Annotated in this window: 14 protein-coding genes; 10 read left to right on the top strand and 4 right to left on the bottom strand. The window is 45.2% G+C overall.

The annotated features are described in order from the left end of the window. The 7 genes from JCM16496_RS19385 to JCM16496_RS19350 all read left to right on the top strand — a co-directional run. Positions 1-1,107: TraM recognition domain-containing protein (locus tag JCM16496_RS19385; protein ID WP_025836233.1), on the top strand; the 1,107-nt coding region annotated here is incomplete at its 5' end. 214 nt (positions 1,108-1,321) lie between these two features. Next, the gene (locus JCM16496_RS19375; protein WP_025836232.1) at positions 1,322-1,585 is read left to right on the top strand and encodes a hypothetical protein; all 264 of its coding nucleotides are present in this window, start codon (positions 1,322-1,324) and stop codon (positions 1,583-1,585) included. Positions 1,586-1,596: 11 nt separating this feature from the next. Further along, positions 1,597-1,854 (top strand): DUF6926 domain-containing protein, encoded by a 258-nt coding sequence (locus JCM16496_RS19370; protein WP_025836231.1) that lies wholly within the window; start codon positions 1,597-1,599, stop codon positions 1,852-1,854. A gap of 22 nt (positions 1,855-1,876) precedes the next feature. Then, complete coding sequence (locus tag JCM16496_RS19365) at positions 1,877-2,425, top strand: DUF4326 domain-containing protein (RefSeq protein WP_025836230.1); 549 nt, start codon at positions 1,877-1,879, stop codon at positions 2,423-2,425. Between the two features lie 13 nt (positions 2,426-2,438). Next, positions 2,439-2,714, top strand: coding sequence for a hypothetical protein (locus JCM16496_RS19360; RefSeq protein ID WP_084820015.1), 276 nt, complete (start codon positions 2,439-2,441; stop codon positions 2,712-2,714). Further along, entirely contained in the window at positions 2,689-2,859 is a 171-nt protein-coding gene (locus JCM16496_RS22785) for a hypothetical protein (protein ID WP_155270175.1), read from the top strand. Before JCM16496_RS19360 ends, JCM16496_RS22785 begins: the two co-directional genes overlap by 26 nt. A gap of 19 nt (positions 2,860-2,878) precedes the next feature. Continuing rightward, positions 2,879-3,172, top strand: a complete 294-nt coding sequence (locus JCM16496_RS19350; protein ID WP_025836228.1) for a DUF4120 family protein — start codon at positions 2,879-2,881, stop codon at positions 3,170-3,172. A 74-nt stretch (positions 3,173-3,246) separates the two neighbouring features. On the opposite strand, the gene JCM16496_RS19345 is transcribed toward JCM16496_RS19350, so the two are convergent. Genes JCM16496_RS19345 through JCM16496_RS19330 form a run of 4 tightly spaced genes read right to left on the bottom strand, consistent with a single transcriptional unit; the run spans position 3,247 to position 7,908 of the window. Continuing rightward, on the bottom strand, positions 3,247-4,137 hold the full coding sequence (locus JCM16496_RS19345) for a RelA/SpoT domain-containing protein (protein ID WP_025836227.1): 891 nt from the start codon (positions 4,135-4,137) through the stop codon (positions 3,247-3,249). Then, the gene (locus tag JCM16496_RS19340; RefSeq protein ID WP_025836226.1) at positions 4,134-6,275 is read right to left on the bottom strand and encodes an NACHT domain-containing protein; all 2,142 of its coding nucleotides are present in this window, start codon (positions 6,273-6,275) and stop codon (positions 4,134-4,136) included. The genes JCM16496_RS19345 and JCM16496_RS19340 overlap by 4 nt, the downstream gene beginning before the upstream one ends. A 38-nt stretch (positions 6,276-6,313) precedes the next feature. Further along, positions 6,314-7,108: a nucleotidyl transferase AbiEii/AbiGii toxin family protein gene (locus JCM16496_RS19335; RefSeq protein ID WP_005680451.1), complete on the bottom strand. Its 795-nt coding sequence runs from the start codon at positions 7,106-7,108 to the stop codon at positions 6,314-6,316. Next, positions 7,105-7,908, bottom strand: a complete 804-nt coding sequence (locus JCM16496_RS19330; protein ID WP_025836225.1) for a type IV toxin-antitoxin system AbiEi family antitoxin domain-containing protein — start codon at positions 7,906-7,908, stop codon at positions 7,105-7,107. Before JCM16496_RS19330 ends, JCM16496_RS19335 begins: the two co-directional genes overlap by 4 nt. A 777-nt stretch (positions 7,909-8,685) precedes the next feature. On the opposite strand from JCM16496_RS19330, the gene JCM16496_RS19320 reads away from it, so the two are divergent. The 3 genes from JCM16496_RS19320 to JCM16496_RS19310 all read left to right on the top strand — a co-directional run. Continuing rightward, positions 8,686-10,452 carry a DUF3945 domain-containing protein gene (locus JCM16496_RS19320; protein WP_025836223.1) on the top strand — a complete coding sequence of 589 codons (1,767 nt, stop codon included), beginning with the start codon at positions 8,686-8,688 and terminating at the stop codon, positions 10,450-10,452. Positions 10,453-10,494: 42 nt separating this feature from the next. Continuing rightward, positions 10,495-10,758, top strand: coding sequence for a DUF4099 domain-containing protein (locus tag JCM16496_RS19315; RefSeq protein ID WP_025836222.1), 264 nt, complete (start codon positions 10,495-10,497; stop codon positions 10,756-10,758). A gap of 96 nt (positions 10,759-10,854) precedes the next feature. Then, positions 10,855-12,944 (top strand): type IA DNA topoisomerase (locus JCM16496_RS19310; protein ID WP_025836221.1); only part of this gene is annotated, 2,090 nt, incomplete at its 3' end.

The following is a 12,944-nucleotide window of genomic DNA, read 5'->3' as shown; positions in this document are numbered from 1 at the left end:
ATACAGAAACAGGGTGATTTCTTTGTTGAGTCACCGATTATCCTGCTCGCCGCAATTATCTGGTATCTGCGGATTTACAAGGACGGCAAGTACTGCACCTTCCCCCACGCGATAGAATTTCTTAACAAACCGTATGCCGACATTTTCACGATTCTCACCTCTTATCCCTCATTGGAAAACTACCTTTCCCCCTTTATGGACGCATGGCAATCCGGAGCCCAAGACCAATTGCAGGGCCAGATAGCGAGCGCCAAAATCCCGCTTTCGAGGATGATTTCACCACAGCTTTACTGGGTCATGACGGGGGATGATTTTACGCTTGACCTTAACAACCCGGAACATCCTAAAATCCTTTGTGTGGGAAATAATCCGGACAGGCAGAACATCTATTCGGCCGCATTGGGACTGTACAATTCACGTATCGTGAAATTAGTGAACAAGAAGGGGCAGCTCAAGAGTTCCATCATCATTGACGAGCTTCCGACCATCTATTTCCGCGGCATCGACAACCTGATAGCCACCGCACGAAGCAACAAGGTGGCGGTCTGTCTCGGCTTTCAGGACTTTTCACAGCTGACCCGTGACTACGGTGAAAAAGAGGCGAAGGTGATCCAAAATACAGTCGGTAACATTTTCTCAGGACAGGTGGTCGGAGAAACGGCAAAGAACCTTTCGGAGCGTTTCGGAAAGATACTCCAACAGCGGCAATCCATATCAATCAACCGGCAGGATACCTCCACTTCTATCAACACGCAACTGGACTCGCTGATACCGGCATCCAAGATAGCCAATCTCTCGCAAGGCACATTCGTGGGCAGCGTGGCAGACAACTTCGGTGAGGAAATCGAGCAGAAGATTTTCCATGCCCGTATCATCGTCGATAATGAGAAGGTGGCGGCAGAAACCAAAGCATACAGGAAGATACCTGTCATCAACGGGTTCAAGGATGCGGACGGCAACGATATCATGCAGCAGCAGATAGACCGCAACTATTCACGTATCAAGGCGGACGTGCTGCAAATAATTGAAAATGAAATAATTAGAATAAAGAATGATCCGGATTTGAAACACCTAATTCCGCACGACGACGAGAAGAAGGAGGAATAGGATACCGCTGTTTTATTTCAGCCTGCAAAGTTCGTCCCGTGCCTTATGGATTGAGCAAGGCCGGGCCCTTCGGGTTTCGTGGAAAAATCATCCTCGCTGCGCTTGCGGTATTTTTCCCGAAAGCCTTGCGCAATCCGGCACGGAACGGCGGGGCAGGCAAGAAATAAAATACCGGCTCGACGAGCCGCAGATGTCTAACTCAAAAACGAAAGATATGGGCAGAAGCAACTTCACACCGATGGGACGGTTCAAGGAGAGAATTGACCGTTACGGACTAAAACTGATGGAAGTGGGTATCAACCACCTGAGAATATTCTCCGGCAACCGGAAACTGTTCGACTACTATCCGCTGCGGATGAAACTCTTCGATTACCGGCAGTGGAAACAGCTTACCTATCCCTCGCTGATTGACGGAACGGACAAGTGGGAAACAGAGCTTGACGATATTATCAAAGAACTTATGGTATCACAGCAATAAACAACAGGATTATGAATGGAAATAACAGCAAGACGCTCGTTTGGGACAACATTCCCGAATGGGCGATTTTTTCATTGGAGTACGGTATCGACGAGGAACTGTTCCTGTCTGATGAAGACAAGGAAATGATAACCCGGTTCATCGCCGAAAACTTCCCGGACGGCTACACCATGTCGGTGGATTGGGAGTCATACAAGGAATTTGACACCAATCCTGCTTTTGGGAAAGCGTGCAAGACCTACAAGGTCACTTTCATAACGGAATCATAACTAAAAAGTCAAACGATGTATTATGGCAGATAACAGGAAACATACAAGGGTGGTGAACATCCGCAAGGAAGCATACGATGTGTATATAGGTCGTGCCGGTAAAGGGCAGGACGGGTATTTCGGCAATCCGTTCAGGCTGAAGCAGGACATGGACCGGGGCGGGACACTGGCCGGATTCCGCGAATATTTTTACAGGCGGCTGGCGAACGATGCGGAATACAGGCGCAGAGTCCATGAGTTGCAGGGAAAGACTCTGGGATGCTTCTGCAAACCGCACCCGTGCCATGGGGATATTATCAAGGAATACCTTGACAGGATAGCCGGGCGTGGCGAGGACATAGAGATCGGTACGATTTTCTACAAGGGTAAGGCATACCCGTCGCGTAAAATTACGACCGGGATGGAAACCTATACGATATCGGTGGAGGAGTTGGGACATGAACTGGAAGATGACATGCGCAACCTTTTGGGTGAAGCTGTCGAACAGGACGAGAATATTTGTTACTATTGCACCAACGAAGGGCTATGCACGTTGACCGACAGGGAAATGGATAAGATTATATACGGATAGACAACAGACTGATATGGAAACACCAATTAAGGTGGTGTTCAGGCGGTTCAAGGAGGGCGGGATAATCGCCCTCTTTCCATATATACCGTGGAACGAATCCGAAAATACAATCACATCCTACATGCACGCGGGACAGCATGGCGCAGCCGATTACAAGGGAATCATCTCCGGGACACTGCCCGCAACGGAAAAAGAATATAGGAACCTGCTGGCAGAACTGAAATCCATCGGATACGGTAATCTGCATGTATTGGAACGGGCTCATGCAAGACAGAAGTTTCCCTTATAATTCTACTAAAGATGCCGGTAAGGACGGTGGGATATTCTATTGCTGCAACGGCTTGAATGATTTGAAAGCATTGGTAGATAAAGGCATGGAAGACTTTGCCATAGCCGGGTGTACCGACTTCGGGGCTTATGAAGAACTATTATAAACATTAAATATTCATTATTATGAAAATCGATTGTCAGGAACATTACGACAAGGTAGTGGAGTACGCCAAAAGTATCGGCGACACAACATTTCAGAATTGTATTGACTGCCTCAAGCAATGGGAAACCAATTCCCAAGGAGTGTATGAAATTGAACTGTACTACGACTGCTCGCCGTATTCATTCGGATTTGCGCAAGTGGCTGCGGACGGAAACAGGGGCATTGTCGGAGGGCTGCTGTATCATGGCAGACCAGATGAATCTCTTGCCGTAATGCTCGGAAGACCATTCCATGGCTGGAGCATACATATGTAAAAAAGTAAGAGACCATAAAAAGCACCATCTTTGCTTATTTGAGTGAGTAAAAATGGTGCTAATATCAACTTCCGCTATAATTCACCAAACATTATATCCATATCTTGTTTCAAAACTTTATCTTCAAAATTCGCTAACATTTTATCTTTTACAATAATATGATTGATAAGATGTAACACAGTATCATAAGTGAGAGGGTATGCAAAGCCTTTTTCCATTACTAATTTCAATATTTTGGTTCTATTTGCACGATACAATAATTTTGCAGTATTATTATTGTTTGACAAATATTCACAAAGTTCTTCTGACAAACCTTTATCAGCAAAACGAACCCTCATCTTATTGCGTAACATACTATTCCAAACTTTATTTTTATACTGAGAATATGAAAGTCTGTCAAATAATGTAAGCATTGACCATTCACTACTTTCCAAGGTAGCATAAATTCCGTTCAGAAGTCTGGATTCCTCTTTAAATTCATCCCACTCTTCTTTGCATTTATAACGTAAATCATGTTCAACTTCGTGCCAACCTTCCGATAAAATAGTTCTGATTTGAACTTCATAAGTGTTATCAATTAAATCTTCATAACCAGTTTCTTTTATTGCCGCTTTCATATCTTGCTGAAGATTATTTGGAACACGCATAACTAAATTTAGTCTTTTGGGACAGAATTTATCAACTTCGGCTTCATCAACAGATTCACTGTCAAAATTGGACTGACTTTTTAGGTAGTTGTGAACAAGTTCTACATCATCTGTAAAATACAAAGTAATACGGAGAGCCAATAAATCTTGCATCTTCTTGTTGGCTTTACGATATTCTTCAGATTTTTTCCCAAGTTTATTTTTAATAGACATTTCTGACTTAGTACGATAAAACACATGGTACATTACGCCACATTTGTTCAAAACAGCCTCCAAATCTGTAACTATATCCCTTAAAACTTTATTTCCTGCACTCATACTTGTATGTTCTTATGATAATAAGCAATACCTGATTTTGAAATGTGCGAATTATTCCCGTCAATCAGAATCATTCCTTTTTTCTTTAATAATTCAAAAGTTGCAAAAACGACATCCAAATTCTTTTCTCCAAATTCTTTTCTAAGGGTAGAGATATACCTCATTTTGGGAGATTTTCCATCAACTTTAAAATACTTGCTAAGTATTTCAATCTCTAGATCTATATCTTCTTGTTTCTCCAAAACAGAAGATGTCGTAACTTTTACCAAAGAAGATATAAAGCCTGTGTTATAGTCATCGCATCCATAACAATGAATATTGTTAGAACCAGAAGATAAATCACTATTCACTGTGCAATCAATAAATTTGCATCCTGTAAATGTAACATTATAAAATGCGTTTACATCAAAAGTGCATCTCTCAAAAACAGAATCGACAAACGAAGTTTCTACAAACTTACATTCTTCACTAAGGATATTAATATCTTCAAAATGGAAAGAATTCAATCCTGCATATTTATAATTACCTGTTACTTTCTTTAAAAGAATGCAATCTGTGGTAACAATCAAATACAAAGACATTTTATCTTTTATAACGGAAAACTTATCCCATAATTTTAATTTATCATCATTGGAAGAATATTTGTATGCGTAAATTGCCAGTTCGATTAGATGCTCAGGTATAGGGTTAAGTTTTTGCAAAAATGTGACAGGTTCTTTCTGAATTGATTTTCCGAGCAAATACCCAAAAATAAATTCATTGATAAAAGTTATAAAATCTTTATTCCCTGTTCTATCTAATAGGGCATGATTTGTAAGTGTGTCAGCAAGTTCATCCAAAGTTTGTTTTGTCGGTGTCAACTCTTTATAATACAAAAGACGAGACTTGTTATATTCTATAATCAGTTCTTTGACGAAACTTCTATTTTCACCAGTTATATCAAAATCAACAAAAGATTTGGCTAAATTTTCAAATATCTGCATTTGGTCTTCCCAACGAATAATAAGATTTTGCCTTTCTTTTTCCCGATTCAGTAGATATTCAAAATATTTATCCGTAATCGTTTCTGGATAAACCAATAAATCACTAAAATCCTCCTTGCTTATATTTCGTAAATAAGTTAGTAGAACAGGATTTGAAATATTATCCAAAGGAACATTCTTGCCAATGATTTCCTCATAACGTTCTGTTGAAAGCCATTGCTTAATATTGGGTTTCTCTAATTGAAATCTGATAACATCAAAGTTTCCATTGTAAGAATCAACCCAATCTCCAAATTCAGCACCTGCAAATATTGCAGTTTTTCTAGAGGTAAGAATAATCTTAGCTTCATCTGTCAACAAATCTCCTATGGTAGAAAGCATTGTTTCAACTTGCTCAAATTCATTCAATTGTCCAACCTTTCCATTGTCTATGTTTTTGGATAGTAATTCGTCAAACCCATCAATAATAAGAGGGATTTTTCCTTTTTTTATATTGTAAACAACTAATTCTTGTTTAGCAGTCGTATCTTTCTCTTTGTCAATTTCAGACCAAAGAATATATTTAAACTGCTTTGCATCCCTATTTCTTGACAATTCTGTAAAAATGGGCTTTTGATATTCACTATTATCTAAAAATGATTTATATACTTCGTATGCTGTACAGGTCTTACCAAATCCAGCAGCAGCTTCTACCACTACAAGATGTGCCCCCTTTCTATTGATTGCTTCTTTAATTGCAGAAATGATATCTGAAGTTCCACTAACAGTATCTTCCGCACCTTCACTATATATAGAATATGGCATACTGATATATTGGTACTTAATACCACAATTACAATAATGTTTTACTTGATTAGCAGCAAATTCTGCATATCTTCTATTTATGTCATTTGCAGTAGTTTGTGTATTAAAGAACCCCTTAAATAAATAACTTTCTGCTTGTTCAATCGATTTGAACCTTTGTTGTTTTGCATGATATCCCAATTTAGAGTAACGATCAAGTATCGGAGTAGCATCAATATCATCGTCCATTATTTGGATTTCTGCTCCATGGTACATACCTTGATTCAGCAAATATACCCTATATGATGTGGTTCTTTCTTTTACATCATATCCGTACTCTTGGAAAAGGCAATCTAAATGATCCACGTTCATATAACCTATTATTTTGTCCTATCTGATAATATTATATTTTATTTCCGCATTCGTTCTATCAATTTTTCCAAAACAAGTTCATAACCCAATCGTGGATTAAATTCTCTATCCGGACGGATAAGATTTTGAGTGTCACCTAGAAAATCAGGATCTAACATTTTTTCTTCCATATTGTTAATGAACTGTTTGTAAGTAGGTGGTTGTTGCACAACAAACGACATATAACGGTTGTAGCAACGTAAAATTTCATTAATATCCACAACTGCTTCCGACAGTGCAACATACAAATCAAAAAGGTCGCGGCCTTTTTTTCTTTGATACAATGCTCTTAATTTTGTTCCCAACAATTCATTCAAACGATATGTGGTTATCTCACATTTTCCTGAAAACCAGCTATTCTCCACCTCAAATGGAACTTTAACCAATCCCAATTCATTGAAATGTTCAAAACAATTTATCTCTATTTTCAAACGTAAGGGGATTGTCGGGGGGATTTCCGACTCCATACGAAATAACATCGTGTTGTTATATCGCTTTTGTTTTGTAACCCTATCAGGCAAAAAACTTAAGACTTCACCTAGCTTGAACATGATTGGTTTTATCGGTCCCGGTGTGATTTGTACTAAATCAATATCTTCACTATATCTAGGCTGTGGCGACAGATATAATTTATGAAGTGCGGTTCCTCCTCTGAACGCAAGCTGTGAAGCAAGGAATTTATCACTGAAAATAGCGACTAATGCACGAGAGATAATAAGGTCTTGTTCTACTTGTGCATTATCATTCCAAGGAACAATCTTATTCCATTGGGTAATGGCTGTTCTGTTTATCATATTTCGTCTGTTTCTATTATCGAATTTATATTAACTTTCCAACGAGTATTCTTTTCTGCGTTCTTATCAGTTTTGTGTGTACTAAGAGGAATATATCTAAAACGCTTGACATATGTCAATAATTCAGAATGTAACACTTCTGCAATCTCTTTCTGTTCTAAAATATCATCCAATATATATCCCAATCGTTGGATAGTAGCGATTGATGTATAGTTAAATAAGTTATCGGAAGCTCTACGAAAATCAAGTTTTTCTGCTAATTCATCCAAAATGGTCGCTGCCCTTGAGAGGCCACCGATATATTGTTCATAGTGTACAATATCAATGGCTGTCAATTCAGCATTTGAATAGTATATCACTCCTGTCTCAGAATTCTTGAACAACAAAAAATCAGATGGAATCTCCTTGCGATATCCCCAAACAAGCGAATTATTCTTTGATGAAGAGACGGAAGACTTTGGGAATATCGTCATTACAGAAAACTTCTGTGGCCGTTGATGAGCTGCACCCAAAATTTCTGCGGCATTCAATAAACTGATATAATATGGTTTATTCAGATACGACATCAATTGATCAATGTAATATATTGGAGGAACCATCCTTTTTGCTGCATACTGAGGAGGAATTATGACATAAAAGCCTTTATACACAGGACATAAGATGCCTTGTGTTGATAATCGGAATAATTCATTCTTGATGACTTGCTCCGAATAATCAGGAAATGTTTGCCTTACATCATCAACCGAAAAAGTTGGAAAGCCACCAATTTCCCTATCTCTAATCCATTCTCTTATTGTCATAGTGAGCGTTTTTGGTGCAAAGGTAATCAAAATCTGATTACTTCTGCACTTTTTTAGCGCATTTTTATCATCAAGGTGTCTTATTCCATATTCCTCTATAAAAATCCATCATAAGCACGCTTCGCCTGACAAGTCCCTTCAAGAAGATAACTCGGAGGACGATACCTTCCACGTTCGGGCCTGTGGTTTTCGCGCAAAAAATTCCCTGCGGTAATTTTTCACCCGAAAAAACGTTCCGGTATCGCCGTCCGAGTTGTGGAGACGACCGGGACTTAGCAAGCGAAGCGACCTACGACGCATAGGACAAGATAAAAAACAATCAGACGGCGGTATTTTGCCGATACTTGATATCCCAATGGATTACGCTGTTAACATATCTCCCATACAAAATCTTCTTCCTGTCTTATAGAGCGGCACAAGGAAGCGGGGACTAAAGACAGCTCGCTCCCAACTCTGCATAATACAGTTTTCTCCTTGTCGGTTTCGTGCCGTTCCAGCCGTTTTCTACCGTTCCCTCTTTCCGGTCTGCTTTTTTCTTGTTTGGGGCTTACCTTTCGTGTGTTCCCACTCTCTTCCTCCTATTGGATACAGTGCTTTTGCCATACTTTTTCCTTTGACTTTCCCGTTTTTCTGCCTCACGCTTTTCCTCATGCGGTGAAACAGGATGACATCCGATGAAATGTATAGTATAACGTATTGAAACATAATAATTTATCAATTTTTCACCTATATATTTGCAGAGACAACAACAGTTATCAACGTTAAAAAATCAAAGTTATGGCAAAGAAAAACGTGAGGGGCGAGCCCCTCAAACCGCAGGCCACCGAGAACGAGCAGATGAGTGACATCATCCTTATCCTCGACAAGATGGAGCTGCTCCTCCAGGCAGTCAGCAAACTCGACAAGGACGGCAGGCACGAAACAGTGCCGGCGGACAGGAAGCACCGCAATTCCTTCCTCAAAATCGACCGCTACGCCAGCATGTTCGAGAATTTCCTGAAGAACTTCTGGAGCCAGCTCAAGGACCCGACACGCTTCGGCATCCTCTCCGTCAAGGAGAAAGCGCTGGACGACCCGAAAGTGCGGCAGGCCATCGAAGACCTCGCCGCCGGAAAAAAGACAGACGCGGTGGAAGAATTCCTCAAGCAGTACGAGATTGTCCCCCGCGACAAGGAAAACCAAAGTATCAACCATCAAAATCAAGAAGAAATGGCAAAAGAAAATGAAACACAGCAGCAGGCCGCCCAAGGCGGAGGCACGCAGCAACAGCCCCAGTACCGCTACAACGAGTCCATGATCAACTGGGAACAGCTGAAGAACTTCGGGCTCTCCCGTGAGGAACTTCAGGAGCGGGGACTGCTCGACCAGATGCTCAAGGGCTACAAGACCAACCAGGTCGTGCCCATCAGCATGAACTTCGGCTCCGCCGTACTACGCACCGACGCGAGGCTCTCGTTCCAGCAGTCCCGCTCCGGGGACATCGTGCTGGGCATCCACGGTATCCGGCAGAAACCCGACCTCGACCGTCCCTACTTCGGGCACATCTTCTCCGACGAGGACAAGAAGAACCTGCTTGAGACGGGCAACATGGGGCGTGTCGTGGAACTGAAGAACCGTAACGGCGAGTATGTCCCCTCTTTCGTCAGCATCGACAAGCTGACCAACGAGGTGGTGGCGATGAAAGCCGAGAATGTCTTCATACCACGTGAAATCAGCGGGGTGAAACTGACCGAACAGGAACAGAACGACCTACGTGAAGGAAAGAAAATATTCATAGAAGGAATGACAGCCAGATCGGGCAACCCGTTCGACGCCCACATCCAGGTCAATGCCGAGCGCAGGGGCGTGGAGTTCATCTTCGAGAACGACAAGCTCTTCAACCGGCAGTACCTGGGAGGCGTGGAACTGACCAAGAAGCAGATCGACGACCTGAACGGGGGCAAGGCCATCTTCGTGGAGGGCATGAAGCGCAAGAACGGGGAACTGTTCTCCTCCTACGTGAAGCTCGACGAGGCGACAGGCCGCCCGTCCTACACCCGCTACAACCCCGACTCCCCTGAAGGCGCACGGGAAATCTACATTCCGAACGAGATCAACGGCGTGAAAATCACTCCCGAGGAGCAGAAAGAGCTGCGTGAAGGGAGGCCCGTCTTCCTCAACGGCATGGTGAACCGCAGGGGCGAGGAATTCTCCTCGTTCATCAAGGCGGACCTCGAAACGGGCCGTCTGAGCTACTCGCGCACCCCGGACGGCTTCGACCAGCGCGAGGAGTTCAAGATACCGTCCAAGGTATGGGACGTGGAGCTTACCCGCAAGCAGCGTGCCGACCTCCAAAGCGGCAAGGCGGTACTGGTCGAGGGCATCAAGGGGTATGACGGCAAGACCATCTCGCAGTACGTCAAGGCGAACTTCAACCAGGGACGGCTGGACTTCTACAACGAGAACCCCGACCGCAGACGCGACGCCTCGCAGCGTAACGTGGTGTCCGCCACACAAAGACAGGGAGAGGAAAACCGCCAATCCAGAGGCGCGGGCATAGCCTGAGGGTCAAAGCAAAACGAATGTTGAATCCAAAAAAATCAGAACATGGAAATGAACAAGGAAAACAACACGCCTTTCAAGGCGGAAGACGTGAACTGGGACGAGCTGGCCGCCATCGGCATCCTGAAGGACGAGCTGGAAATGGCCGGGGAACTCGATACGCTGCTCAGCGGTGAGAAAACGAACGTGGTATCGCTCAGCCTGGTGCTGCTCGGCGTGGACGTGGTGATGGACGCCACACTCCAGCTGGTACACAAGGACGGCGAGCCGCTGCTCGAAATCCTCGGCATCAAGCCTGTTGGACAGTAACTCCTCCTCTATAATATGTAAACCGAATGTATAACCGCCGTTTCCCGTCCCTCCGCACGCCGGCAAGCGGGAAACGGCTTAATTCTTATCCGAATCATGATAGCAATCATAGCAGAAAAACCGAGTGTCGGTCAGGAGATAGCCCGTGTGGTCGGGGCTACAGAGAAAAAGGACGGCTACATAACAGGAAACGGCTACATGGTGACATGGGCACTGGGACATTTAGTATCACTGGCATTGCCGGGAACATACGGTTACACGAGAACCACCGCCGAAGACCTTCCGATGCTTCCTGAGCCGTTCCGTCTTGTGGAACGGCAGATATGTACGGACAGGGGAATGGTGACGGACATCGCCGCCGGCAAACAGCTCAAAATCATTGATGAAGTATTCTCCAAGTGCGACAGCATCATCGTGGCGACCGATGCCGGGCGTGAGGGGGAACTCATCTTCCGGTGGATATATTCCCACCTGGGCTGTACCAAGCCTTTCAAACGCCTGTGGATCTCCTCGCTTACCGACGAGGCCATCCGAAAGGGGATGGCGGACCTCAGGGAAGGACATGAATACGACAGCCTCTATGCGGCCGCAGACAGTAGGGCGAAGGCGGACTGGCTGGTGGGCATGAACGCCAGCCGCGCGTTGGCGACAGCCTCCGGTTCAGCGAACAACTCCATCGGACGGGTGCAGACCCCGACCCTCGCCATGATATGCGCACGCTTCAAGGAGAACCGTAACTTCGTTTCCGTCCCGTATTGGCAGCTGCATATCACGCTGAAGCAGGGAGAGGCGTACCGGCTGTTCATCCATCCGGAGCACTTCGGGGACAAGGAAGCGGCGGAAACGGCATACGGACGCATCATTCCCGGCTCGGCGGTGACAATCACCAAAGTGGAGCGTGGTACGGTTTTCCAGCAGGCCCCGCTTCTGTATGACCTGACCTCCCTTCAGAAGGACTGCAACATCCACCACGACCTTACAGCGGACAAGACACTTTCCATCGCCCAGTCCCTGTACGAGAAGAAACTGGTCTCGTACCCGAGAACGGGCAGCCGGTACATACCCGAAGATGTCATGGCGAATATACCCGCCTTGCTGGAAAAAATCATTGCCATGCCTCTGTTCAGGGAGTACGGACGCACTTTCGACTTTTCCGCTCTGAACACCCGGAGCGTGGATACCACGAAAGTGACCGATCACCATGCCTTGATTACCACGGGTGTCGTTCCCGAAGAGTTGTCCGAGGCGGAATCCGCCGTCTACACCCTGATAGCCGGCAGGATGCTGGAAGCCTTCTCCCCCCGCTGCGAGAAGGAGCGGCTGCTCATGGAGTGCGTGTGCGGGGGCATGGGTTTCCACTCCCGCTCCGCCTTCATCGTCAACCCGGGCTGGCGGGCGGTATTCGCCCGGAAGGAGGACCGGGAAAAGGACGAGTCGGAAGATGGCGGAGGAACGGCCTTGTTTGCCGAAGGCGGGCTGGTTCCGCTCTCGGGTCGCGGACTATCGCAGAAAAAGACCCTGCCCAGGCCGCTTTACACGGAAGCCACGCTGCTTGCCGCCATGGAAAACTGCGGAAAGGACATCACGGGCGGAGAGGCACGTGAGACTGTCAAGGATTCGGGTATCGGCACACCCGCCACCCGTGCCGCCATCATCACGACCCTGTTTAAACGTGACTATGTCGAGCGTTCCGGCAAGAGTATCCTGCCGACGGAGAAGGGGCTGTACCTCTACGAATCGGTGAAGGACATGATGGTGGCCGACGCGGAGCTGACCGGCACATGGGAAAGGGCACTGGCACGGATAGAGGGGCGTACCCTCGATCCGGACAGCTTCATGCTCTCCATCAGGGAATACACCGGAAAAGTAACCGGCGAGATATTGCGCCTCAAATTCCCGGAACCGTCATCACACGCCTTTACCTGCCCCAAGTGCAAGGCCGGCAACGTGGTGGTGAAGTCCAAGGTCGCGAAATGCGACCGTGAAGGATGCGGGCTGCTGGTGTTCCGCCGTTTCCTGAACAAGGAACTGACCGACCAGCATCTTGAACAGCTTTTCTCATCCGGCTCCACCCGGCTTATCAAGGGTTTCAAGGGTAAGAAAGGGTGTTCTTTCGATGCGGCACTCACCTTTGACGAAAGTTTTAACCTGAAACTTTCTTTTTCCAAGCCCAAAGGTGCAAAAGG

It is taken from the genome of Bacteroides rodentium JCM 16496 (genome assembly GCF_000614125.1).
In the GTDB taxonomy this organism is placed as follows: domain Bacteria; phylum Bacteroidota; class Bacteroidia; order Bacteroidales; family Bacteroidaceae; genus Bacteroides; species Bacteroides rodentium.
Note: the sequence above shows the minus strand (reverse complement) of the source record. Positions and strands in the feature narration are given on the sequence as shown.